20 protein-coding genes and 1 pseudogene are annotated in these 23,137 nt (G+C 64.2%); 13 read left to right on the top strand and 8 right to left on the bottom strand.

Going from position 1 to position 23,137, the window contains the following annotated elements; all coding sequences use genetic code 11:
* Window position 1 precedes the first annotated feature (1 nt).
* From EUB48_RS20685 to EUB48_RS20675, 3 genes are all read left to right on the top strand, one after another.
* A complete protein-coding gene (locus tag EUB48_RS20685) occupies window positions 2-280 on the top strand; it encodes a BMC domain-containing protein (protein ID WP_077562154.1) in 279 nt (92 codons plus the stop codon).
* A 36-nt stretch (window positions 281-316) separates the two neighbouring features.
* Entirely contained in the window at window positions 317-967 is a 651-nt protein-coding gene (locus EUB48_RS20680) for a microcompartment protein (protein WP_142820931.1), read from the top strand.
* A 136-nt stretch (window positions 968-1,103) separates the two neighbouring features.
* Window positions 1,104-2,384 (top strand): MFS transporter, encoded by a 1,281-nt coding sequence (locus EUB48_RS20675; RefSeq protein WP_142820930.1) that lies wholly within the window; start codon window positions 1,104-1,106, stop codon window positions 2,382-2,384.
* Window positions 2,385-2,418: 34 nt separating this feature from the next.
* On the opposite strand, the gene EUB48_RS20670 is transcribed toward EUB48_RS20675, so the two are convergent.
* Window positions 2,419-3,339: a ketopantoate reductase family protein gene (locus EUB48_RS20670; RefSeq protein WP_142820929.1), complete on the bottom strand. Its 921-nt coding sequence runs from the start codon at window positions 3,337-3,339 to the stop codon at window positions 2,419-2,421.
* 174 nt (window positions 3,340-3,513) lie between these two features.
* Here EUB48_RS20670 and EUB48_RS20665 point away from each other — a divergent pair, with 174 nt between their 5' ends.
* The 4 genes from EUB48_RS20665 to EUB48_RS20645 all read left to right on the top strand — a co-directional run bounded on the left by EUB48_RS20665 (window position 3,514) and on the right by EUB48_RS20645 (window position 8,984).
* On the top strand, window positions 3,514-4,158 hold the full coding sequence (locus EUB48_RS20665) for a hypothetical protein (RefSeq protein WP_142820928.1): 645 nt from the start codon (window positions 3,514-3,516) through the stop codon (window positions 4,156-4,158).
* A 457-nt stretch (window positions 4,159-4,615) separates the two neighbouring features.
* Window positions 4,616-7,567: a TrlF family AAA-like ATPase gene (locus EUB48_RS20655; RefSeq protein ID WP_210411667.1), complete on the top strand. Its 2,952-nt coding sequence runs from the start codon at window positions 4,616-4,618 to the stop codon at window positions 7,565-7,567.
* Between the two features lie 180 nt (window positions 7,568-7,747).
* Complete coding sequence (locus tag EUB48_RS20650; RefSeq protein WP_142820927.1) at window positions 7,748-8,452, top strand: glutathione binding-like protein; 705 nt, start codon at window positions 7,748-7,750, stop codon at window positions 8,450-8,452.
* Window positions 8,453-8,615: 163 nt separating this feature from the next.
* Window positions 8,616-8,984: a DsrE family protein gene (locus tag EUB48_RS20645; RefSeq protein WP_077562161.1), complete on the top strand. Its 369-nt coding sequence runs from the start codon at window positions 8,616-8,618 to the stop codon at window positions 8,982-8,984.
* Window positions 8,985-9,000: 16 nt separating this feature from the next.
* Here EUB48_RS20645 and EUB48_RS20640 read toward each other — a convergent pair whose 3' ends face one another.
* The 4 genes from EUB48_RS20640 to EUB48_RS20625 all read right to left on the bottom strand — a co-directional run bounded on the left by EUB48_RS20640 (window position 9,001) and on the right by EUB48_RS20625 (window position 13,553).
* On the bottom strand, window positions 9,001-9,942 hold the full coding sequence (locus EUB48_RS20640; protein ID WP_142820926.1) for a GSU2403 family nucleotidyltransferase fold protein: 942 nt from the start codon (window positions 9,940-9,942) through the stop codon (window positions 9,001-9,003).
* A gap of 73 nt (window positions 9,943-10,015) precedes the next feature.
* The gene (locus EUB48_RS20635; protein ID WP_142820925.1) at window positions 10,016-11,131 is read right to left on the bottom strand and encodes a Fic family protein; all 1,116 of its coding nucleotides are present in this window, start codon (window positions 11,129-11,131) and stop codon (window positions 10,016-10,018) included.
* A 136-nt stretch (window positions 11,132-11,267) separates the two neighbouring features.
* Complete coding sequence (locus EUB48_RS20630) at window positions 11,268-11,993, bottom strand: aspartate/glutamate racemase family protein (RefSeq protein WP_142820924.1); 726 nt, start codon at window positions 11,991-11,993, stop codon at window positions 11,268-11,270.
* A gap of 36 nt (window positions 11,994-12,029) precedes the next feature.
* Window positions 12,030-13,553: a YifB family Mg chelatase-like AAA ATPase gene (locus EUB48_RS20625; protein WP_142820923.1), complete on the bottom strand. Its 1,524-nt coding sequence runs from the start codon at window positions 13,551-13,553 to the stop codon at window positions 12,030-12,032.
* 205 nt (window positions 13,554-13,758) lie between these two features.
* Here EUB48_RS20625 and EUB48_RS20620 point away from each other — a divergent pair, with 205 nt between their 5' ends.
* From EUB48_RS20620 to EUB48_RS20605, 4 genes are all read left to right on the top strand, one after another.
* Complete coding sequence (locus EUB48_RS20620; RefSeq protein ID WP_142820922.1) at window positions 13,759-14,565, top strand: TorF family putative porin; 807 nt, start codon at window positions 13,759-13,761, stop codon at window positions 14,563-14,565.
* A 27-nt stretch (window positions 14,566-14,592) separates the two neighbouring features.
* A complete protein-coding gene (gene glnK / locus EUB48_RS20615) occupies window positions 14,593-14,931 on the top strand; it encodes a P-II family nitrogen regulator (RefSeq protein ID WP_142820921.1) in 339 nt (112 codons plus the stop codon).
* A 29-nt stretch (window positions 14,932-14,960) separates the two neighbouring features.
* Window positions 14,961-16,484, top strand: a complete 1,524-nt coding sequence (locus tag EUB48_RS20610) for an ammonium transporter (protein ID WP_142820920.1) — start codon at window positions 14,961-14,963, stop codon at window positions 16,482-16,484.
* Between the two features lie 156 nt (window positions 16,485-16,640).
* Window positions 16,641-17,564, top strand: coding sequence for an SMP-30/gluconolactonase/LRE family protein (locus EUB48_RS20605; RefSeq protein ID WP_142820919.1), 924 nt, complete (start codon window positions 16,641-16,643; stop codon window positions 17,562-17,564).
* Window positions 17,565-17,641: 77 nt separating this feature from the next.
* Here EUB48_RS20605 and EUB48_RS20600 read toward each other — a convergent pair whose 3' ends face one another.
* The gene (locus tag EUB48_RS20600; protein ID WP_142820918.1) at window positions 17,642-18,127 is read right to left on the bottom strand and encodes a glutathione peroxidase; all 486 of its coding nucleotides are present in this window, start codon (window positions 18,125-18,127) and stop codon (window positions 17,642-17,644) included.
* A 168-nt stretch (window positions 18,128-18,295) separates the two neighbouring features.
* On the opposite strand from EUB48_RS20600, the gene EUB48_RS20595 reads away from it, so the two are divergent.
* Window positions 18,296-19,465, top strand: coding sequence for a response regulator transcription factor (locus EUB48_RS20595; protein ID WP_142820917.1), 1,170 nt, complete (start codon window positions 18,296-18,298; stop codon window positions 19,463-19,465).
* An 80-nt stretch (window positions 19,466-19,545) separates the two neighbouring features.
* Here EUB48_RS20595 and EUB48_RS20585 read toward each other — a convergent pair whose 3' ends face one another.
* Window positions 19,546-20,463: a DMT family transporter gene (locus tag EUB48_RS20585; protein ID WP_142820916.1), complete on the bottom strand. Its 918-nt coding sequence runs from the start codon at window positions 20,461-20,463 to the stop codon at window positions 19,546-19,548.
* Window positions 20,460-21,743 carry a lysophospholipid transporter LplT gene (lplT, locus tag EUB48_RS20580; RefSeq protein WP_142820915.1) on the bottom strand — a complete coding sequence of 428 codons (1,284 nt, stop codon included), beginning with the start codon at window positions 21,741-21,743 and terminating at the stop codon, window positions 20,460-20,462. The genes EUB48_RS20585 and lplT overlap by 4 nt, the downstream gene beginning before the upstream one ends.
* Before the next feature lie 129 nt (window positions 21,744-21,872).
* Here lplT and alr point away from each other — a divergent pair.
* Window positions 21,873-22,966: pseudogene (gene alr, locus EUB48_RS20575) on the top strand (alanine racemase).
* The last annotated feature ends 171 nt before the right edge of the window (window positions 22,967-23,137 follow it).

Genomic DNA, 23,137 nt, shown 5'->3' with positions numbered 1-23,137 from the left:
CATGTCCCAAGCAGTTGGATTGATCGAGACGGTTGGCTACGTGGCGGCTTACGCCGCCGCGGACGCCATGGTGAAGGCGGCGAACGTGACCCTGGTGGGCCGCGAGCAGGTGGGGGCGGGGCTGGTGGCGATTACCGTGACCGGCGACGTCGGGGCCGTCAAGGCCGCCACCGACGCGGGCGCCGAGGCGGCGCGGCACGTGGGTGAAGTCAAGTCCTGCCATGTGATTCCACGGCCGCACGCCGACGTGCTCAAGTATTTCGAAGCCGCCAAGAAGTAAACGCCCTCCCGCCCGGGGGGCGTTGCGAAAGCCGATATGCAAAACGAACTACGCGTTTATCTGATCCTCGAACGCCTGGAGCGGCAGTTTGCCGCCTACCTGAGTTCGCCCACGGGCGGGCGCGGCTACGTTCCGCTGGAAGGCATGAGCTCGCTGATTCTCGAGATCGCACCGGGCCTGGCCATCGAGCGCGTGACCGACACGGCGCTGAAGGCGGCGCCCGAACTGGAGCCGGGCCTGCTGGTCGTCGAACGGCAGTTCGGCGTGCTGGAGGTCCATGCCGACCAGCCCGCAGATCTGGCCCGTGCCGGCGAGGCGATCCTGGCATCGCTGGGCGTGCGCGCCGAGGACCAGCTCAAACCGGAAATCCTGGTGATGGACGTCGTCGAGGACATCACCGACCGCCACGCCGTCATCATCAATCGCAACAAGCAGGCATCCATGGTGCTGCCCGGCGAGAGCGTGCTTCTGCTTGAGCTGGTGCCGGCACTGTTTGCTTCTTACGCGGCGAATGAGGCGGAAAAGGCGGTGCCTGGCATCCGCCTGATCGATCTCCGGATGATCGGGGCCACGGGACGGCTTTACCTCTCGGGGTCACACGCAGATGTGCTGGCAGCGGCAAAGCACATCCAGGCGAAGCTGGCAAAGATTCCGGGTCGGGCGTCACGCACGGAGAAGAGCCGTTAGTGGTCCGGGTTATCGAATCGGCTCACGCATGACGGGGGCGCTGGAACTGGCCAACAGCGGGCGCGAGGAACGGCCGTAACGCCGCGCGCGGCGAGTGCGGGGCCAAGCAGGTGTACGCTTGCACCCCTGCACCGCCATGAAATCTACTGCTTCGCCGCTGCCCCGCTCAGCCTCGCCCACCACGCCCTCTGACGCGCCCGCAATCCGCGCCATCTGGCCCATGCTGCTGGCGCTTACCACGGCGTTTGCGCTGAGCCAGGCCTACCGCACCGTGATCGCGCTGATGGCCGTTTCGGTGCAGGGCGACTTTCATCTGGACGAGGAGGCGCTGGGCCTGTTTGCCGCGTGCTATCACTTCGCATTCGCCGGCATGCAGTTATTCATGGGGATTGGCATTGACCTGCACGGCGTGCGCCGTACCGTGCTGGTCGCATTCCCGCTGGCGATTGTTGGGGCGGTGGTCTCGGCCATGGCGCACAACTACGCCATGCTGGTGCTGGGCCAGGTCCTCATCGGCGTGGGTTGCGCGCCTACGTTCCTGGTCTGCACCGTGTTCATCGCGCGGCACCTGCCGCCGCTGCGCTTTGCGGCGGTGTCCGGCATGGTGCTGGGGCTCGGCGGCATCGGCATGCTGATCACCGGCACGCCGCTGGCGTGGCTGATCCAGGCCACGTCCTGGCGCGGCGGCTACTGGGCACTAGGCGCGTTTTCCGTGCTGTCGTGGTTTCTGATCTACGCCCTGGTGCATGAGCCGTCGACTCCCGCGCTGCATGTGGGCGGTGCAGCCCCGCAGCGCGAAACGGTGGGCCAGGCGATCAGGAAATTTGGCGCGCTCTTGACGCTGCCGCACACCTGGGGCATCTTGCTGTTGGCCAGCGTGGGCTATGCGTCCTTCATTGCGCTGCGCGGCCTGTGGCTGGGGCCGATGTTGATCCAGCGCCATGGTTTCTCGCTGGTGCAAAGCGGCAATGTGGCGCTGGCGATGTCGTTTTCGTCGATGTTCGGGCCGCCGCTGTTCGGCCGGTTCGACCCCGGCCCGGCGCATCGCCGTCGCTGGATCATCGGCTTCACGCTGCTGATGGCGGGCCTGTTCGCGATCTTCGTGGTGACGCACAGCGCCGTCATCGATGTGGTCGATCCGATCGTGATCGGCCTGCTTTCGGGCTTCATGGTGCTGCAGTACGCCGACGTGCGCACCGCCTATCCCGCCGCGCTGACCGGGCGCGCCATGGCGCTGTTTACCATGGCCATGTTCATGGGCGTGGCGCTCATGCAATGGTTCACCGGCTTCGTGGCCACGCTGGCCACGGCGCATGGCATCGAGCCCTATGCCGCCGTGCTGGGCAGCATTGCCGCGATCGTGGCCGCGGGCGCGCTGGCGTTCGTAGTGTTGCCGGGGCCGGCCAGGCGGGACTGAAGCGCGCTTGCCGTGCGCGCTCCAGGCCAGCCCGTCACACCGGCGCGCCGTGCTCGTACAGCACCAGCGCGCGGTACACGGCGCTGTGCGCCGGCGTCGGCACGCCGTGCTGCAGCCCCAGGCCATGCACCCGGCCCGACAGCCACTGCAACTCCAGCGGCTTGCCGCGCTCCAGATCCTCGGACATGGAGGAACGGAACGAGCCCGGCAGCGAGGTCAGCCTGCTCATGACGTCATCGGCCAGCTCGGCGCGCAGCAGCTGGCCCGCGGCCCGGCCCACCGCAACGCCTTCGTCGATCAGCTGGCGCTGGAAGATGCGCGTCTCGGGGTGGCCCATGATTTGCCCCATGCGCGCGCGGAGCAGCGACGTGGCACCGGCGATCGCCGCCAGCGTGACGAACTTCTCCCAGATCGCAATGTCGATGGCGTCGGTGGCCGTGGCATCAAGTGCGGTGGCCCGCTCGCAGGCCGCGCAAAAGGCAGCAATCACCGCGTCGCCGCCGGCCGCATCCACCACGATGCGGTGCATGCCGCCCGGGCTGCGGATCACACCGGGGCTCTCGATTACCGCCGAGACGTAGATCACGCCGCCCAGCACGCGCGCGCCGGGCAAGGCGCCCGAGATCAGCGCGACACTGTCGATGCCGTTTTGCAGCGTCACGATGCGCGTTTGCGGCCCCACCAGCGGCGCCATGGCGCGCGCCGCGGCTTCGGTGTCCCACAGCTTGACGGCAAAGATCACGAGGTCGACCGGCCCGATGCTGGATGGGTCGTCGGTGGCCGTGACGCGCTCCAGGTGAAGCGCATGCTCGGGCGTTTCAATCCGCAAGCCACTGTGCTGCAGCGCCTGCAGATGGGCGCCGCGCGCAATGAAGACGACGTCCTCTCCCGCGGCCTGCAGCCGCGCGCCGACGTAGGCGCCGACCCCGCCTGAACCCATGATGGCGATGCGCATTCGATCTCTCCTTTTGATGTTTAAGCAGTGATTTTCAGCCCAGTGCGTCACGCTCCTGTATTTATAGCTTCTCGCCTATGTCCTGTATGGGCTAACGGCCAATTTGATGCTTAAACCACAGCTAAAACCGGGATGAGACGCGCCGTGTGCCAATGACCATTGCAAGCGGCCTTGGTGAATAAGTCACAAAAATCCTTTGTGCAATTACAGACCTTTGCCGCACTTCACCGTACATCCCCGCTGGCCGAACGACACATTCGGCGCGATGATGGTTGTGTCAAAGTGTTAGCGACCTGGTTTCTTCCGATGGCGGCTTTTATTCGTTCGAGCCCCCTTTCTCTCCCTTCAATCTTCACCAAACCCCCAATGAACCGCTTCTTTTTCTCGCTCGCCGTACTTATTTGCGCTCTGATGACCGGCTGTGCAACTTCCCAGAATGTGACGCTGGCCCAAATCGCTGCGCCCAAGCCCATAGCTACCGCCGCGCTGATTCCGCAGGAAGGAAACTCCGTTGACATGGATACCAACGTTCGGGCTGCTCTGCTGGCGCAGGGGGTAGCGCCTAAGGCAGCTCTGCCGGCCGGGACAAGAAAGAGTGCTGATGTCGACGCAATCGTCAGCTATTCCGACGTGTGGCGCTGGGACGTTGTCATGTACCTGCGGACGTTGACCATCGATATCTTTGATGCCAGCTCGGGAAATCTACTGGCGATGGGGCGTTGGGACAACTCTGCTCTTCATGGATTCCAGGACTCCAAACTAGTCACCAGCGATCTCATGTCTGAAATGTTTGCAAAGCTCAAAGCGGGCAAACCATAAGACAAATTGCCTGCGCACACCCGGATGGCGACCCTTATTCTTTCGATCGGTACCTGCGTTTCGCGCATGACCGGCGGCGAGCGACGGCTTGCCGAGCGACTTGCGCAAAAGCTCGTCGACGATCACCTCCTCTGGTACGACGTTCCGAGTGGCCCCCGGCATTTGCATTCGACCTTGTCGTGCTGTATCCGCGTCGGCGCTTGCTGGTACTGGAGGCATAGGACTGGCAGTTCAGCACGATTCAAAATGCGGACAAACTTAGTTGCAAAGTCATTCGCGATGGCGTCTCCAAAGTCGTGATCAGCGCACTGAAGATGGCACGGTGGTACGGACATCAGGTCGTCAATGCGCTGGACCGCGACCCGTGGCTAGTGCGACAAAGTGGCGACCGCCAAGAAGGGCTCGCGTTTTCATGGAGCTACATGTGGTGTTTAAGTTGACGGACTGAGGAGAGGTTATGCAGCAAAAAAAGCCGGGGCAATCCGCCTATCCCAATGGCTCGGAATGGCGCAGGTGGGATCTACATATACATACCCCCGAAAGTAAACTCGGCGCATCCTTTCTAGGGATCAGTTGGGATCAATACATCGATTCCCTGGAGGTGTCGGCAGCCACGAGCGGAATTGCGGTGATCGGCGTCACTGACTACATGTCCATCGACGGCTATGAAAAGCTTCTCTCTGCCTACGGAGACAACGCCAAGCCGCGACTCCAGTCGGTCAAGCTATTAGTTCCCAACATAGAGTTTCGTGCGCTTCCTTCCACTAAGGACGGCAAGGCACTGAACATCCACCTATTAGTAGATCCGTCGGACTCGCAGCATATCCAGAAAATCAAACGAGCGTTGAAGAACCTCAAAGTCTCATACAACCAGCTAAGGTATGGATGCATCCGAGAGGAGCTAATCGAGTTCGCGCGTGCGCAGGACGCCGCATTGAACGATGACGACGTCGCGTACCGACGAGGAATTGAGCAATTTAAGCCTTCTTATGAAGTGATTTTGAATTGGTTTCGGGACGAAGGTTGGCTGAGGGCGAATTGTCTGATCGGAATTTCCAATGGAAAAGACGGGATCAGCGGCCTTCCATTGGACGGCTTCGCCGCGATGCGAGAAGAAATCCTCAAGAACTGTGACTTCGTTTTTTCCGGCAATCCAAGCGACCGACTTCACTACTTAGGGCAGAAGGAAAATCTTTGCCCTGAAAAGATCGAGCAGCTTTATGGATCTCTGAAGCCTTGCTTGCATGGCTCCGATGCCCACGAGGTTTCGAAGCTTTTCAAGCCAAACGATGACCGCTTCTGCTGGATCAAAGCGGATCCGACGTTTGAAGGCTTGAGACAAGTACTATGGGAGCCCGAAGCGCGAGTCCAAATCAGTTCGACTAAGCCCCAGCTTTCCGATGCCAGTCGCGTGATTGCATCTCTTCAAATTTCTAAGAGTAATGGCTGGTTCACGCAGTCGTCGATTTCTTTCAATTCTGGGCTGGTTGCGATCATTGGGGAAAAGGGGTCCGGCAAGACAGCTATCGCGGATTTGGTAGCTTTCGCGTCCGGTATTGCTATGGACCCCAATTCTCAATCCTCATTCGTTACAAAGGGTCGCTTGCACTTAAGCGGTACCACGGTGGAGCTTGGATGGGGCGCTGGGGCAAAAACGTGCGGGGTGTTGACCGATCATCCGTACCCAAGTCAACGCCCATTGGTGCGCTACCTGTCCCAAGATTTCGTCGAACGACTTTGTTCCGATGACCATCATGGAAATGAGTTGCAGGTGGCGATTGAGGAGGTCGTTTTTTCTCATCTTGGTGAGATTCACAAGGAAGGCTTCTCTTCATTTGAAGAATTGCGCTCGTCACGGGAGGCGGCGTCTCAATCGCGTCAAGACGAATTTCGCGGTCAGCTCGCTACATTGAACAGGGAAATTGAGCGCTTGTACGGCAGTCTCGGCCAACGGTCAAGCAAGGAGGCCCTCAAAACGCAAACGCAAGCGCAAATCGGAGAGTTGAAAAAACAACTTCCATCGGTTCAAGGGCTCGCGGATCAGGCGGTTTTGAAGCAGCTTGAGGCGGAGCAAGGAGCGCTGAACGCGTGTGAAAAGGTCATCGCTGAGAAAACCAGACAACGACGCGGCGTGGAGGATTTCCAGAAATCCTACGTCGCTATAAAGGAGCGAACCGAGCGCCAAATCACAGAATTGATTGATTCCCACCCCGAGGCGACATTTATCTTCGACTCCATGCTTGCAAAGCTACTTCCACAATGGGATATGAGTGCTGCTCATGACTTGTCAGCAGGGGTAGTTGCATTGGATGCCGAGATATCCGCCTTGCGCGGCGACGAAGCCAAGGTCGCGACAGATGGCAAGTCACTTGTAGAGATCGCGCGCCGAATCAAGGGTCTGCAAGAACTGCTGTCGAAAGACGAACTGAACAGAAAAAGACTACTTGATCTACAAAAGCAGATCAGCATGCAAGAAGCCACTGCACAGCGTCTGGCGAAAGAGATCGACGATTTGGACGTCAAAGTGACCAAGCTGTTACGGCAACGTGAGCACGAACGGGAGGAGTTGTACCTGAAGTTTTTCTCAGCATTGGCTGAGGACGAGCAAGGCTTGCAAGACTTGTATGCCCCGATGAAGCAGGCGCTTAGCTCTTTGGGAGAAGAGATGAAATTTGAACTCTCGGCTGGATATCGTGTGGATACAAGTGATTGGCTGGAGAAGGCGCAGCGCTTCTATGACGGTCGCAAACCACAAGCGCTTGCCAAGAAGGACGAAATCGAGAAGTTTGTATTGAATACTTTGGCGCCAGCGTGGAAAAGCGGCGATATCCAGAAAATCGATCCTGCCTTAAAGCATTTTGTTTCAATAGTTTCACCCGTAGATTTCATGAGTAAATTTGCATCGCCAAGCCCGAAAATGATTGATTTGTTTGACTGGATGTTTTCGACCGATCACATCGGCACTACATACAAGATTAAGTACGGCGGAACTGAGTTGGAGTTTCTCTCCCCTGGGACACGAGGTATTGCGCTACTTGTGCTCTATCTCCTCATGGATGAGGATGATCGCCGCCCCTTGGTTATTGATCAACCGGAGGGCAACTTGGATAACTCGTCGATCTATCTTCAACTCGTTCCGTACATTCGCAAGGCAAAGGAAAAGCGCCAGATCATCTTGGTTACCCACAACCCGAACTTGGTAGTTGCCACCGACGCAGAGCAGGTGATTGTTGCAACCGCACAAAGACCTAGCATTCAAGCGTTTCCTTGCATTACGTATATCTCCGGCTCACTTGAGAACAGCCATGACGGGGAAAAGGACGGAATCCGCCAGGCCGTATGCACGCTTTTGGAAGGCGGGGAACGGGCGTTCAAGGAGCGCGAAGGCCGATACTCCATCCGCTCTTGACCACCCGATCTTTGTGCGGTTGAGGATTACGGCGCCAAAGCCTTCATGGTTCGGAGTTATGGCCTATTGAAAGCGGGCGGTCGCATGGCGCTTGAAGGCGTCTTGCAACCGGCCAATTTTGATTGAGTCAGAATGTTCAACGCAAAGAACTTGACGCCCGCTTCCAGTCCAAGGACCCCCATGCCCAACCTCTCCACCTTCCCCGTCACCGCGAAATGGCCTGCCCAGCACCCCGACCGGCTGCAGCTCTACTCCCTGCCCACGCCCAATGGCGTCAAGGTGTCGATCATGCTGGAGGAGACGGGCCTGCCGTACGAGCCGCATCTGGTCAACTTTGCGACGCACGACCAGATGTCGCCGGAATTTCTCTCGCTCAACCCCAACAACAAGATCCCGGCCATCCTCGATCCCCATGGTCCTGGGGATAAACCGCTGGCGCTGTTCGAAACCGGCGCTATCCTGATCTACCTGGCAGAGAAGACCGGCTTGTTTCTCCCGCAGGATGCCGCCGGCCGCTACGAGACGATCCAGTGGCTGATGTGGCAGATGGGCGGCATCGGCCCGATGTTTGGGCAGCTGGGCTTCTTCCACAAGTTCGCCGGCAAGGACTACGAGGACAAGCGCCCGCGCGACCGCTACGTGGACGAGTCGAAGCGCCTGCTGGCCGTGCTGGACCAGCGCCTCTCAAGCCGCGCCTGGATCATGGGCGACGCCTACACCATTGCCGACATCGCCGTCTTCCCGTGGGTGCGCAACCTGGTCGGGTTCTACGAGGCGGGCGAGCTGGTGGGGTTCGACGATTTTGCGAACGTGAAGCGGGTGCTGGCGGCGTTCGTGGCGCGGCCGGCGGTGGTGAAGGGTTTGGCCATTCCCGCGCGGGCCTGAAGGCGCGGCTGAACGCCGCCTCCGACTCGTAGCCGATCTGCTTGGCCACACGCGGCAAGACAAGGCCGCCGTTGACGGCTATCTTGTAAGTGTCGGCACACGCGCACAACAACCGCGCCTGTGTCCGGCAAGCATGTCAACCGATCAGCATAGGAGCGCAATCATGTCCGAAGCATCCAGGGAATTGGTCATCCTGATGACCCGAGGTACCGACCACGAGTTGTCGTCGGTCGGCTTCACCATCGCCAATGGCGGCATCACCGCGGGCTTGAAGGTCTATGCCTTCCTCACCAGCGCAGCGGTCGATCTGGTGCGCAAGCGCGCCATCGATCTGACGCACGTCCCGCCGCTCGAACCCCTCAAGGCCCTCATCGATGATTTCCTGAAGCGTGGCGGCACGATCTGGGCCTGTCCGCCCTGCGTCAAGGCGCGCGGCTATGCGCCGGAGGACTTCATCGAGGGCGTGCAGATCGTGGGCGCGAGCGCGATGCATGAGCGACTGCTGGCCGGGGCAGCCTCGCTCAGTTTCTGAACCCGGCTACATGCCGTCATAGCTGCGGGAGGTACTTGTCAAGCAGCTCCTGCACGGTGTCGGCCTGCAGCAGGTCGCGGCGGCGCTTGAGGGCTTCGCGCTCGGGTTGGGTGGACAGCCACCGTTTGAACGTCACGAACGTTGCTGGGTGCACGGTGTTCATGCGGGCCATGGCGCCATTGCTGGCCACGATCACCGCCGAGAAGCCGGGCGAATCCAGCAGCACATTGGCGCGGCGTGCCTGGGCGACCCAAAAATCTTCGTCTTCGGCGCTGAGCTTGATGGGATGCGGGTCGTCGCCGGTCCGTTCCCGGCGGATGATGTCGACCTCAAAACCATCTTTGTTGACGGCGGTGTATTTTTGGCTTTTACGCATGCGAAAGGTGGCGTCCACCTTCTTGAAGACGCCGAGCATGGAGCTGTCCACGCGCGCCAATTGGGTGGAAAAAATAATGCGCTTGCGCGTGTCCCACAGCAAGTCGATGTCTCGCGTGGCCAGGGCCTCGGCGTCCAGGCGCACGCCGGCGGCGGCTTCAAAGGCATACAGCGCGTGGGTTCCGACCACACGGAAGTGGTCGCTCAGTTGGGTGCTTGCCAAGCGGTTCAGCAGCGCGACGATCAGCGGGTCGACCCGGCCCACACGCAATGCGCGGTTGAGCCGTTGCTGCTGCACCAGTGCGGCCTGCAAGCCGGAGACCCGCTCTGCGCTTTCGCGCTTGCGTTGGGTGAACCGGGCGTAGATCGCTTCGGTTTCCGGTGTGCGCCCCCCCAAGCTGGTCTCTGCGCCGGCCGGGGTCGTTCGCACCAGATACCTGGCGTCGGGTGATGTGGGTGGACCTGCGTGCCAGTACATGCCGCCGCGTACCTGGGCCGCCTCTTCCAGCGCCTCTTCGAGTGCTTCAAAGACCGAAACAGCGTCGATGTATTGGCGTGAAATGGCGGCGCTTGTTTCGAGCATTTCGGTGTATTAGTTAAAAAATGCTTTTTACACCGAATATTCATATAAAACAATGGCTTAGTTGAATTAATATTCAGCGAAATTCATACCCCGTGCTACGCCCGCCACCCTCCAGCTTGCGCAGAACCCCCTGCGCCAGCAGGTCGTTGATATCGCGCAGTGCCGTGTCGGTGGAGCACTTGGCAATGGCCGCCCATTTGGCCGTGGTGAGCTTGCCCTCAAAGCCGTCGAGCAGCCGGTTGATGAGCTTGATCTGTCGCTCGTTCAGGGGCGTGCCGGCCCAGCGCTGCCAGAACTGGGCCTTGCCCGGCACGATGGTCAGGGTGTCGTTGGCGCCTTGCACCGCGCGCAGCAGGCAGCCCAGGAACCAGGCGAGCCAGGGGGTCACGTCCAGCGTGCCTTTTTGCGTGGCCTCCAGCTGGTCGTAATAGTCTTTGCGCTCGCGCTGGATTTGGGCGCTCAGGCTGTAAAAGCGCTGGCTGCTCCCCTCGGCGCGCGCCAGCGCCATGTCGCCTACGGCGCGTGAGATGCGGCCATTGCCGTCGTCGAAGGGGTGCAGCGTCACCAGCCACAGGTGCGCCACGCCGGCCTTGATGAGTGCGTCGCCCACGGCCTCGGCGTTGAACCACTGCAGGAAGGTCTGGGTTTGCGCGGCCAGCGTGGGGGCAGGCGGTGCTTCGAAGTGCACCTTTTGCCGGCCAATGGGGCCGGAGACAACTTGCATGGGCCCGGTGGCGTCATCTCGCCACGCACCAATGCGGATGCGCGCCATGCCGCTGTAGCCGGTGGGAAACAGGGCGGCGTGCCAGCCAAACAGGCGCTCGACGGTGAGGGGCGCATCGAACCGGCCGGTGGCGTCCAGCACCATGTCCACCACGCCGTCCACATGCCGGTCCGCGGGCGCCAGCGCCCCGATGTCCACGCCCAGCCTGCGCGCGATGGACGAGCGCACGGTCTCCAGATTGAGCCGCTCGCCTTCGATCTCACTGGTTTTAACGACTTCCTGCGTGAGCGCCTGCAAGGTGGCCTGCTCGCGCTGTGCCAGCCCCAACTCGGCCATGCGCCCCTGCAGGTGGCCCTGCGCGCGGTGCACCTGCGCCAGCGGCTCGGCCAGTGCGGCGGCGTCGAAGCGCCAGTGCGGCCAGTCGGCTTGCTGCCAGATGTAGAGGGGGTCGGCGTAGGAGGGCATGCGGCGATTATGCGGCTATTCACCGCAAATTGTGCGGCGAATAGCCAGTGCAATCACCGCAGGGTGTTGGCGGGCGCTTGCGGTTTGAACGACGGCGCTCCGTTTTCAATAGCTGCTTGCGCAGATACCGTATGGGCTACAGGCCTTTTTCTTTCACAATCGTCGGCGCCTCGCCCTGCACCGCCCGGCGCAAGGCTGCCCGTGCCAGCAGGCGTGTGGAGTCCAGCGTCGGCAGCGGCGAATTCGCGTCGTTCATGATCAGGGGGATCTCGGTGCAGCCGAGGACGACGGCGTCGCAGCCCTGGTCTTTCATGCGCTGGATCACCTGCTGAAAGCGGGCGACCGCCTCAGGCTTGAAGATGCCGCACACCAGCTCGTCCATGATGATGCGCTGGATCTCGTCGCGATCCAAGGTGCTCGGGCGCAGGTACGCGAGTCCGCACGCGGTGAGCTGGTCGGGATAGACCTCGCTCTCCACCAGCCAGCGCGTGCCGGTGATCCCCACGCGCCGGAACCCGCGCCCGGCTGCTTCGTCGGCGACGACGCTGGCGATGTGCAGCCAGGGCCGCGGGGAGCGCGGCTCGACATAAGGGAGCGCCTGGTGGATGGTGTTGTCGGGGCAGATCAGAAAGTCGGCGCCTGCGGCTGCGAGCTTGTGCGCGGACGAGAGCATCAACTCGCCCACGCCGGGCCAGTCGCCGCGCTCCAGGCAGTCCACGTAGTCGGCGAGCGAGTGCGTGTGCAGCGAGACCTCGGGGTGCGCGTGCGGGCCGAGCAGCGCCGCGCCTTCCGCGCAAATCGTTTTGTAGCAAAGCGCTGCGCCTTCAAAGGAGCAGCCAACGATTCCGATGTGCTGGGGCATGGCGGTAGTCCTCTTCGGCTCCGGATTATTGCCGCGTCAGGACAAGGCGCGACGGTACTGGATCGTCTCGGCCACGTGCGTGACCTGCGTGCTGTGCGCGCCGGCCAGGTCGGCGATGGTGCGCGCCACCTTGAGCGCGCGGTGAGTGCTGCGCGCCGACCAGCCGAGGCGGGTGGCGGCGGTGTTGAGGAATCGGACGGCGGCGGCGTCGAGCGCCAGATACTCGTCGATCTCCTGGCCTTGCAGCGCCTGATTCGTCTTGCCCTGGCGCGCCACGGCGCGCTCCCGGGCCGCGCTGCAGCGCTCGCGGATGTCGTGGCTGGATTCGCCCGGCGGCGCCTGCACCAGGTCCTGCGGCGGCAGCGCCGGCACTTCGACGTGCAGGTCGATGCGGTCCAGCAGCGGGCCGCTGAGCTTGCCCTGGTAGCGCGCGACCTGATCCGGCGTGCAGCGGCAGGCCTTGAGCGGCGAGCCGAGGTAGCCGCAGGGGCAGGGGTTCATGGCGCCGATCATCTGAAAGCGCGCCGGAAATTCGGAGCGCCGCGCCGCGCGCGAGATCGTGATGGTGCCGGTCTCCAGCGGTTCGCGCAGGGCCTCGAGCGCGGCCCTTGGGAACTCGGGAAATTCGTCGAGAAACAGCACGCCGTGGTGCGCCAGTGAAATCTCGCCCGGCCGTGGCGGCGAGCCGCCTCCCACCAGCGCCACGGCGCTGGCCGTGTGGTGCGGGCTGCAGGTGGGGCGCACGGCCCAGCGCGCCAGCGAGAAGCGCCCGCCCAGGCTGGCGATGGCCGCGCTTTGCAGCGCTTCCTCCACCGTCATGGGCGGCAGCAGGCCGGCAAAGCGCTGCGCCAGCATGGATTTGCCGGAGCCCGGCGGGCCCATCAGCAGGAGACTGTGTCCGCCGGCCGCCGCGATTTCCAGCGCGCGTTTCGCCGCCACCTGGCCCTTGATGTCGGCCAGGTCGGCGTAGGGCGCCGTGGCAGGCGCGGCGCTGGGTGTGACGCGCGACCAGCCATCAAGCGGCTCCGCGGCGCCCGCGCCTTGCGGCAGGAACTGGCGCACCACATCGAGCAGATGTGCCGCGCGGTAGACTTGTGCATCGGGCACCAGCGCGGCCTCTTCGGCGCTGCCGGGCGGCAGCACCAGCTGGGTGACGACGTGGCCGGCATGCAGCGCCAGGCTCATGGCCAGCGCGCCGCGCACCGGGCGCAGTTCGCCCGACAGCGACAGCTCGCCGGCAAACTCGTGACCGGCGAGCCGCGCCGCGTCGATCTGGCCGCTGGCGGCCAGGATGCCGAGCGCGATCGGCAAATCGAAGCGCCCGGAATCCTTGGGCAAGTCGGCGGGCGCCAGGTTCACGGTGATGCGCTTGTTGCCCGGAAACTCCAGCCCCGAGTTCTGGATCGCCGAGCGCACGCGCTCGCGCGCCTCCTTGACCTCGACGTCGGCGAGCCCGACCAGCGTGAAACTGGGCAGGCCATTGGCCAGGTGCACCTCAACGGTGACGGCCGCCGCCTCCAGGCCCAGCAGGGCACGGCTTTGCACCAAAGACAGGCTCATGCGCCTCTCTCCCCAACTTGGGGCGATTGCCGCCCGTTGAGGGGGCCGGCATGGCACCGCAATAGTGCAAACTGGTTATTCATACAGTTATCTTAACGCGGACCCGCCCCCGTTGGTGCACGCAGAAGGGGAAAAGGGGCAGGTGGCGGCGCTGGCACGGTCCGTGCATTGACCGAGTGCTCGTAAACCCTCATTGGAGAATCGCATGACATTGAAGACCGCATCTGCACTGACTCTTGCCGTCTTGGCCACCCTGGCCGGGTGGGGCACTGCCTTCGCCCAAACCGAAACTCCCGCCGAGGCCCAGGCCCCAGCCCCGGCTGCCGCGGCGCCGACACCCGACTACACGCTGAGCTACAACATCGGCGTCGTCACCGATTACCGGTACCGCGGCATTTCGCAGTCGCGTCTCAAGCCGGCCCTGCAGGGCGGCGTGGACTTCGCCCACAAGAGCGGCTTTTACCTGGGTGCGTGGGCTTCCACCATCAAGTGGATCAAGGACGCCGGTGCCACCAACGGTTCCGCGGAGCTCGACCTTTATGGCGGCTACAAGGGCGAGATTGCGAAGGACTTCACCTTTGACGTTGGTTACCTGCGCTACCAGTACGTCGACAACACGCTCGGCGACGTGCCCGGCTTTGGCAACGCCAACACCGACGAGCTGTACGGCGCGCTGACTTGGGGCATCGTGACCGTCAAGTATTCGGACAGCGTCTCCAACCTGTTCGGCACGCTGAACAGCAAGAACAGCGGCTACCTCGACGTGAGCGCCAATGTCGATCTGGGCAACGGCTGGTCGGTCGTGCCGCACGTGGGCCACCAGATGGTCAAGAACAACGGCGCGCTGTCCTATACGGATTACGCGCTGACGCTGGGCAAGGACTTTGGCAGGGGTCTCTCGGCCACCCTGGCCGTGGTGGGGACCGATGCCAGCAAAACCCTGTACGTCACGCCGGACGGCAAGTTCACCGGCAAGACCGCCCTGGTGCTGGGCGCCAAGTACACCTTCTGACCGGCATTGCGCCAAGGAGCCACCATCATGAAACTCGTTACCGCCATCATCAAACCCTTCAAGCTCGACGAGGTGCGCGAAGCCCTCTCCGGGATGGGCGTGCAGGGCATCACCGTCACCGAGGTCAAGGGCTTCGGCCGCCAGAAGGGCCACACCGAGCTGTACCGCGGGGCCGAATACGTCGTCGACTTCTTGCCCAAGGTCAAGATCGAGGCGGCCGTGACCGACGAGCTGGTCGAGCGCGTGATCGAGGCCGTCGAGGCGGCCGCGCGCACCGGCAAGATCGGCGACGGCAAGGTCTTCGTCTACGACCTGGAGCAGGTCGTGCGCATCCGCACCGGCGAGACCGGCAAGGACGCGCTCTAAACACCCCCGTCAACCAGAAAGCCAAGAACATGAAAAAACTACTTGTCTCCCTCGCACTGGGCCTGAGCCTGTTGACGGGCGGCCTCGCCATGGCGCAGACGCCGGCGGCGCCCACGGCGGCTGGTGCGACACCCGCTGCATCGGCCGCGGCCGATGCGACGCCTGTTGATGCTGCCGCGCCGGCCGCCGCGACTGCAACGGCGCCGGCACCTGCTGCTTCAGCCGTCACCGCGCCCGTGGACACCGTCAACAAGGGCGACACCGCCTGGATGATCGTGGCCACGGTGCTCGTCATCATGATGAGCATTCCGGGCCTGGCCCTGTTCTACGGCGGCCTGGTGCGCAGCAAGAACATGCTCAGCATCCTGATGCAGGTGTTCGTGATCTTCTCGCTCATCGTCATCCTGTGGACCATCTATGGCTACAGCGTGGCCTTCACGGCGGGCAATCCGTTCTTCGGCAGCCTGGACAAGATCTTCATGAAGGGCATCACGCCGGACTCGATGGCCGCGACCTTCAGCAAGGGGGTGGCGATCCCCGAGTTCATCTACATGGCCTTCCAGGCGACCTTTGCCGCCATCACGGTGGCGCTGGTGATCGGCTCGCTGGCCGAGCGCGCGCGGTTCTCTGCGGTGCTGCTGTTTGCCGCACTCTGGTTCACCTTCAGCTACCTGCCGATCGCCCACATGGTCTGGTACTGGGATGGTCCGGACGGCATCGTCGACCAGGCCGGCCTGGACAGGGTGACGGCGGCCGCCGGCTGGCTCTGGGCCAAGGGTGCACTCGACTTTGCGGGCGGTACCGTGGTGCACATCAATGCCGCCATGGCGGGTCTGGTGGGTTCCTTCGTGCTGGGCAAGCGCGTGGGCCTGGGGCGGGAGTCGATGGCGCCGCACAGCCTGACCCTGACCATGGTCGGCGCCTCGCTCCTGTGGGTCGGCTGGTTCGGCTTCAACGCCGGCTCCGCGCTGGAGGCCAATGGCTCGGCCGCGCTGGCCTTTGTGAATACGCTGGTCGCCACCGCGGCGGCCACCCTGTCCTGGATGGGCGCCGAGGCGCTGCACAAGGGCAAGGCCTCCATGCTGGGCGCCGCTTCGGGCGCCGTGGCGGGGCTCGTGGCCATCACGCCGGCGGCCGGTTTCGTGGGCGTCATGGGCGCGCTGGTGCTGGGCCTGCTGGCGGGCATGGCCTGCCTGTGGGGCGTGAACGGGCTCAAGCGCCTGCTGGGCGCGGACGATGCGCTGGACGTGTTCGGCGTGCACGGCGTCGGCGGCATATTGGGCGCGCTCATGACGGGCGTGCTCGCGTCGCCCGCGCTCGGCGGCACCGGCATCTGGGACTACGTGGCCAACAAGGTCAGCCCGGACTACTCGATCACCGGCCAGCTCTGGATCCAGTTGCAGGGCGTGGTCACTACCATCGTGTGGTCCGGCGTGGTGGCCTTCATCGCCTTCAAGATCGTCGACATGGTGATCGGGCTGCGCGTGAGCGAAGAGGCCGAGCGCGAGGGCCTGGACATCACCTCGCACGGTGAAACGGCCTACAGCCGCTAGCGCCTGACACTGTCTGGCGAGTGCCTCGCCGGGAGCTTTGGCCCACAGCCATGTGGGCCATTTTCATTGGCGGGAGCGGGGCGCAACGTGGGGCACAATGATCGCGGAGGCAAGCGCCATGACAGCCCAAATGACGATTCGAACCGAAAGCGTGACATGACCTGGCAGACCGTTGTGACCGAGCCCAGCCAACTGGGCGAATCGCCGTTCTGGCACCCGCACGAGGAGCTGCTGTACTGGGTCGATATTCCGGCGCGCCGGATCCTGCGCGCCAACGTGTTCATGGGCACGCTCGAGCGCTGGGCCATGCCGACGGAGCCCGGCTGCATTGCGCCGGCGCGCAGCGGAGGCCTCGTGATTGCGCTGCGCGACGGCATGTACCGCGCCACCACGTGGGGCGGCGAGCTCAAGCTGCTGCTGCACTTTGACCACGACCCGGCCACCACCCGCTTCAACGACGGCAAGGCCGACCCGCTGGGACGCTTTTGGGCCGGCACCATGTACGAGCCGCGCGATCGCTGCGTGGCCGAGCTGTTCTCGCTGGACTGCAGGAATGCGCAGGCCGGCGGCCCGCCCGTGCTGGAGCGCAAGGCAGGTGGCGCCGTCATTGCCAACGGGCTGGCCTGGTCGCCCGATGCCAGAACGGTGTACTGGAGCGACACCACGCGCCACGTCATCTACGCCTGGGACTGGGATGCGGCCAGCAATGCTATGACGCGCCGGCGCGTGTTCCAGCAGCTCCCGGGCAAGCCCGACGGCTGGAAGACCGGCATGCCGGGTTATGGCGGCCGGCCCGATGGGGCAGCGGTGGATGCCGAGGGCAACTATTACAGCGCCATGTTCGAGGGCCGGCGCCTGCTCAAGTTCGCGCCCACCGGCGAGCTGCTGGCCGACATCCCCGTGCCGGTGCAATGCCCGACCATGCCGTGCTTTGGCGGCGCCGATCTGCAAACCCTGTACCTCACCACGGCCTGCCACGGCCGCCCGGCTGCCGAACTCTCGGCGATGCCGCAGTCGGGCTGCGTGTTCTCGATGCGGGTCGAGGTGCCGGGGCTGCCCGTGAACTTTTTCGTGGACTGAGCGCCGTCGCGTCTGCTATTGGATAGATAGCTATCAGCCAAGGTCCATTAAGGGCTACCGGCCGATTTTGCTTGAATTCAGGCGGCCAGCGCGGCCTCGATGTCCCTCGTCAGGCTCTTGGGCGTGTCGGTCGGCGCGTAGCGCTTGATCACCTGGCCATCCTTGCCGATCAGGAACTTGGTGAAGTTCCATTTGATGGCCTTGAGGCCGAGCAGCCCGGGGGCCTCGGCCGTGAGCCACTGGTACAGCGGGTCGGCCTTGGCGCCGTTCACGTCGATCTTGGCCATCATGGGAAAGCTCACGCCGTAGTTGAGCTGGCAAAAGCTCGCAATCTCCTCGTTGCTGCCGGGGTCCTGCGCGCCGAACTGGTTGCACGGAAAACCCAGCACCACCAGTCCCTTGCTGCCATAGGTCTCGTGCAGCTGCTCCAGCCCGGCGAACTGCGGGGTGAAGCCGCAGGCGCTGGCCGTGTTCACGATCAAGAGCGCCTTGCCCGCAAAATTTTTGAGCGGCACGCGCTTGCCGTCCATCTGCTGGGCTTCGAAATCGTAAATAGTTGGCATGTTGGCTCCTGTGGGTTGGTTGCTATTTGGTGCATCTTGCCGCAACATCAGCGCCAACGCTGGCGGGCCGCGCGGGGCCGGGTGCCCCGGCACCTGGTTGGCACCCGACCGGCCCGCAAGTGTCCTCCCCCCAATTGCACCTTATCTGAATCAGGCTACACCATCACTATGAGCATGCCCCAGCCCCTTGCCCTGGTCGGTTTTCCGCCCAATGAGCTTTCGGCCTTCAATGCGCTGTTCCGGCTGGCCGCACGCTCCGGGCCGGGCTATGTCATGGTCGAGCAGGTGCAGCAGGCCCACATCGTCGTGGTGAACGCCGACGATATCGATGCGGTGCGCCGGTTGTGGAGCAGCCAGCCCACCGCCCGCGTGCTGCTGATCGGCCAGTCCGATGCCGGCACGGGCTGGCCCGTGCAGCCGCGGCCCATTCAGCTGCTGGCAGTGCTCGAGGCGGTGCGCTCGCTCGGCGCGCCCGCGCCGGCGCAGCACAGCCGCCCCGCCGGGTTTGCCCCCACCATGCCGTTCGAGCCGTCGACGAGGCCCGCTGCCGCGTACGATGGCGAGGCGCTGCCGGGCCGGACCTCTGACCTGCGTCCCGCCTTTGCCGCCACCGAGCCGTTTGCGCCGCTGGAGATGCCGCGTGCCGCGCCGGACTCGAGCGGCTTTCAGCCGACCCAGCCCTATGTGCCGGGCGACGAACTGCTGGCCACGCCCGCAGCCGGCGTCCCTGCCGCGGCGCCTGCCGACGCGATCGATCCCGCGAGCATCGCGCTGTGGCGTGAAGCCCGGCGCGTGAATTCCCCTTCAGCTCCCGTCGCCGCCGAGCCCCCGCCCGTGCCGGCAGCGCCGGTCGCGACTCCGTTCGTGCCCGCCCCGCCAGTACCGGCTCGCGCTGAAGTCCGCCAGCCTGCGGCGGAACGGATCGACCCTGCCATGTCGGCGTCACCCTGGGGCGACGATGTGCTGGTGGTCGACGGAGGCGATCTTTCCCGGCGCACCCTGGAGCGGCATTTGCAGCAGCATGGCTTTCGTGCCGATCCGGTGCGCAGCGGGGCCGAGGCCGCGCGGCAGCTCGCGACGCGTTCGTACCGGCTGGTGTTCGTGAACGAGCCGGTGGCCGACATGAGTGTGTATCAAGCCTGCCGCACCGTGCGCCGGCAAAAAAACGCCAACGGCACCCGGCCCGCGGTCCTGCTGGTGCTGTCGAACCACAGCGGCTGGTGGGACCGGCTGCGCGCACGGCTGGCCGGCTGCGATGCCTGCCTGGTCCGCCCGTTCGACGAGGTCGTGCTGGGCGGCGTGATGGCGCGCTTTGCCGCGCCTCGAAACAAAGCCTAGTAGTGTGGCCCCCACGCTGGTCGCTCCGCGTACTGCGCTGCCCCCCGAGGGGGCTGGCTTGGCTTGGGGCGGCCCGGCGCCTAGCCTGCGCGCCGGCGCACCGACGGCGCGGGCTTGTCGCAGGCCAGGGCCGACCACAGGGCCGCGAGCAGAATCAGGCCCCCGCCAGCCAGGGTGCGGCCGGTCAATTCGGCTGCGCCCAGTGCGACCGATGAGGCACTGGCAAATACCACTTCCGAGAGCATGATCAGCGCGGTGCCGTGCGAGCTGAGCCGCGCGGCGCCATATTGCAGCGCCAGGTTGCCGATCAGAAACGCCAGGCTCAGCGCCACCGCATACACCAGCCACGAGAGCGCCGGCGCCGGCGGCAGCGCCACCACACCGCGTGCCAGGCCGAGGCAGGCCGCCGAGGTGGCCATCAGCGCGCCGCCGCCAAACATGGCCAGCACGCGCGACTCGGCCGGTGTGTGGCGGAGTTTGCGCAGCAGGATGTTGGTGAGTGCGAAGCTGAAGCCGCCCATCAGGGCGAGCCAGTCGGCCGCGCTCTCGGGCACCGGCCAGGCCGAGTCGCCCGTCTTGAGCACGATCACCACGCCGACCAGCGCCAGCAGCATGCGCGACAGCGAGATCGCAGTGGGCTTTTCGCCCAGCAGCAGCCAGGCCAGCAGCACCGCCCACAGCGGCATCAGGTAAAACAGCAGCACCACGCGCACCACGTCGCCCACGGTCACGGCCCAGTTGAAGCCGACGTTGGTCAGGCCCGAGGCGACCATCAGCAGCCCCAGCAGGGGGTACTGCAACAGGCCGCGCCAGGCCCGCGGCCGCACCGCCAGCAGGCAGCCCAGCGAGACGACGTAAATGATGGCGGTGGCCCACAGCGGATGCACGCCGTGGCTCTCGAGCTGGCGAAACGGCCACCATGACACGCCCCAGACAAAGGCGTTCACCATCAAGGCAGCGGCGGCCAGCAGCGCGCCTTTGGAACCGCTGGCGCTCATCCGTGCAGGTTGTCGTTGCGCGCGATGGCGAGCAGATGCTCGATCTCGTCGCGGTATTTGATGCAGTTGTGCTTGTACCAGCGCCGGATCATCCACATCATGAACGCGACCACCACGCCAAAGGTGGTGATGGCGCCAAAGGCCGACAGGCCCAGGCCGGTCGAGAGGCTGTAGAACGCGCCCAGGATCAGGATGCAGGCCTGCTCGTTGAAGTTCTGCACCGCGATGGAGCGGCCCGCGCCCATCAGGTTGTGGCCGCGGTGCTGCAAGAGCGCGTTCATGGGCACGACCAGGAAGCCGCCCAGGCCGCCCAGCAGGATCAGGAACGGCGCGGCGACCCAGACGTTGTGGATGTAGTTCATCAGAATCACCAGCACGCCCATGGCAATGCCCATCGGGATCACGCGGGTGGCGGTATCGAGCCGCATGCGCATGGAGGCCACGACGGCCCCGACGGCGGTGCCGATCGCCACCACGCCGACCAGCGAGGACGCCTGCGTGGTGCTGTAGCCCAGCGCCAGCGCGCTCCAGGCCAGCACGATGTATTTCAGGTTGCCGCTCACGCCCCAGAACAGCGTGGTGGTGGCCAGCGAGATCTGGCCCAGCTTGTCACGCCACAGGCGCGAGTTGCAGCTCAGGAAGTCGGGCACCAGTTCCAGATAAGTGCGCGACATGGGTCGCATTTCCACACCGGTCAGCGGGATGCGCAAGTTGAACCAGGCCGCCAGCGCATACACAAAGATCAGCACCAGGATGGCGGCCTGCGGCGGCGTGTTGATACCGGTCTTGATGTACGGGAAATCGAACGACAGCAACATGCTCGAGACCGGATGCCCCACCAGTTGCCCGCCGAGCAGCACGCCCAAAATGATGGAGGCAATCGTCAGCCCCTCGATCCAGCCGTTGGCCTTGACCAGTTGCGAGGCTGGCAGCAGTTCGGTCAGGATGCCGTACTTGGCCGGCGAGTAGGACGCGGCGCCCAGCCCCACCACCGCGTAAGCCATCAGCGGGTGCGTGCCCACCAGCATCAGCAGGCAGCCCAGCATCTTGATGGCGTTGCTGATGAACATGACCTTGCCCTTGGGCTGCGCGTCGGCAAAGGCGCCGACGAAGGGCGCGAGGATCACATAGAACAGCGCGAACATCGGCACCAGGGCGGCGCGTTGCCATTCGGCGCCACCGCCGGTGCGGATCAGTTCCACGGCGGCCACGAACAACGCGTTGTCAGCCAGCGAACTGAAAAACTGGGCCGACATGATGGTGTAAAAGCCGCGCTTCATGAACTGCTGCTGGTCACGGCATCAGTGAATCTGATACGCGATGATTTACGGGGTCTCCTGATATCAAAGGGTTATAGCATGCCCCCGCGGTGCCAAAATGCCCACTATTACCGCTTTGTTGTCGCCACCATGCCCCGTCCGATCCAGGCCACCATCCATCTAGAGTCCCTGCGACACAACCTGGCGCGCGCGCGCCGGGCCGCACCCGATGCCCGCGTCTGGGCGGTCGTCAAAGCCAATGCCTATGGCCATGGCATCGAGCGCGTGTACGAGGGCCTGCGCGGCGCCGACGGCTTTGCGCTGCTGGACCTGGGCGAGGCCGAGCGCGTGCGCGCCCTGGGCTGGCGCGGGCCCATCCTGCTGCTGGAAGGCGTGTTCGAGGTGCGCGACCTGGAGCTGTGCTCGCGCCTTAACCTGTGGCACACCGTGCATTGCGACGAGCAGATCGAGATGCTCGCCACGCACAAGACGCAGGCACCGCATCGCGTGTTCCTCAAGATGAATTCCGGCATGAACCGCCTGGGTTTCACGCCGCAGCGCTACCGCGCCGCGTGGACGCGGCTCAACGCGCTGCCGCAGGTGGACGAGATCTCGCTGATGACGCACTTCAGCGACGCCGACGGCGCCAAGGGCATCGCGCAGCAACTCGAGGTGTTCAACGCCGCCACACAGGACCTGCCCGGCGAGCGCACGCTCAGCAACAGTGCCGCCACGCTGCGCAACAACGGCGGCGCGCCGCTGCGCTCGGACTGGGTGCGCCCCGGCATTGCGGTGTACGGCAGCGCGCCCGACTTCCCCGAGCACGATGCGGCGCATTGGGAGTTGCAGCCGGCCATGACGCTTGCTGCAAAAATCATAGCAACTCAGGATCTGGCGGCAGGGGCTAGCGTCGGCTATGGCTCCAGCTTTGTGGCCGACGCACCGCTGCGCATCGGCGTCGTGGCGTGCGGCTATGCCGACGGCTACCCGCGCCACTGCAGCACCGGCACCCCGGTGCTGGTGAACGGCGTGCGCACACGCATGGTCGGGCGCGTCAGCATGGACATGATCACGGTGGATCTCACGCCCGTGCCCGAGGCGGGGTTTGGGTCCGGGGTCACGCTGTGGGGCCGTGCCGCGAATGGGGCGGTGCTGTCGATCGACGAGGTGGCGTTGGCGGGGGGACGGTGGGATATGAACTCATGTGCGCGCTGGCGCTGCGGGTGCCGGTTGTGGTGGCGTAGCGGGCTCTCCGGCTCCCCCGGTTCCTCTCTTGTCATTCCCGGCTTGACCGGGAATCCACGGTAGTTGGGTTACGACCATTGCGAGCGGCTCGGTTCCGGTTGTTGCTCTATAGGTGGGGATGTCGGGATGTGCGCCCGACGGCGCAGTAACTTTTCTTTGAGTGCCCAAAG

The sequence above is a fragment of the Rhodoferax sediminis genome, from assembly GCF_006970865.1.
GTDB lineage: Bacteria > Pseudomonadota > Gammaproteobacteria > Burkholderiales > Burkholderiaceae_C > Rhodoferax_A > Rhodoferax_A sediminis.
This window is presented reverse-complemented; position numbering and strand designations above follow the sequence as displayed.

Coding starts and splice junctions, on each gene's coding strand:
- glnK (WP_142820921.1), top strand. CDS start 14,593: ATGAAACTCGTTACCGCCATCATCAAACCCTTCAAGCTCGACGAGGTG.
- EUB48_RS20620 (WP_142820922.1), top strand. CDS start 13,759: ATGACATTGAAGACCGCATCTGCACTGACTCTTGCCGTCTTGGCCACC.
- EUB48_RS20645 (WP_077562161.1), top strand. CDS start 8,616: ATGTCCGAAGCATCCAGGGAATTGGTCATCCTGATGACCCGAGGTACC.
- EUB48_RS20685 (WP_077562154.1), top strand. CDS start 2: ATGTCCCAAGCAGTTGGATTGATCGAGACGGTTGGCTACGTGGCGGCT.
- EUB48_RS20625 (WP_142820923.1), bottom strand. CDS start 13,553: ATGAGCCTGTCTTTGGTGCAAAGCCGTGCCCTGCTGGGCCTGGAGGCG.
- EUB48_RS20670 (WP_142820929.1), bottom strand. CDS start 3,339: ATGCGCATCGCCATCATGGGTTCAGGCGGGGTCGGCGCCTACGTCGGC.
- EUB48_RS20605 (WP_142820919.1), top strand. CDS start 16,641: ATGACCTGGCAGACCGTTGTGACCGAGCCCAGCCAACTGGGCGAATCG.
- EUB48_RS20595 (WP_142820917.1), top strand. CDS start 18,296: ATGAGCATGCCCCAGCCCCTTGCCCTGGTCGGTTTTCCGCCCAATGAG.
- EUB48_RS20680 (WP_142820931.1), top strand. CDS start 317: ATGCAAAACGAACTACGCGTTTATCTGATCCTCGAACGCCTGGAGCGG.
- EUB48_RS20585 (WP_142820916.1), bottom strand. CDS start 20,463: ATGAGCGCCAGCGGTTCCAAAGGCGCGCTGCTGGCCGCCGCTGCCTTG.
- EUB48_RS20630 (WP_142820924.1), bottom strand. CDS start 11,993: ATGCCCCAGCACATCGGAATCGTTGGCTGCTCCTTTGAAGGCGCAGCG.
- EUB48_RS20610 (WP_142820920.1), top strand. CDS start 14,961: ATGAAAAAACTACTTGTCTCCCTCGCACTGGGCCTGAGCCTGTTGACG.
- EUB48_RS20635 (WP_142820925.1), bottom strand. CDS start 11,131: ATGCCCTCCTACGCCGACCCCCTCTACATCTGGCAGCAAGCCGACTGG.
- EUB48_RS20675 (WP_142820930.1), top strand. CDS start 1,104: ATGAAATCTACTGCTTCGCCGCTGCCCCGCTCAGCCTCGCCCACCACG.
- EUB48_RS20600 (WP_142820918.1), bottom strand. CDS start 18,127: ATGCCAACTATTTACGATTTCGAAGCCCAGCAGATGGACGGCAAGCGC.
- EUB48_RS20640 (WP_142820926.1), bottom strand. CDS start 9,942: ATGCTCGAAACAAGCGCCGCCATTTCACGCCAATACATCGACGCTGTT.
- lplT (WP_142820915.1), bottom strand. CDS start 21,743: ATGAAGCGCGGCTTTTACACCATCATGTCGGCCCAGTTTTTCAGTTCG.
- EUB48_RS20655 (WP_210411667.1), top strand. CDS start 4,616: ATGCAGCAAAAAAAGCCGGGGCAATCCGCCTATCCCAATGGCTCGGAA.
- EUB48_RS20650 (WP_142820927.1), top strand. CDS start 7,748: ATGCCCAACCTCTCCACCTTCCCCGTCACCGCGAAATGGCCTGCCCAG.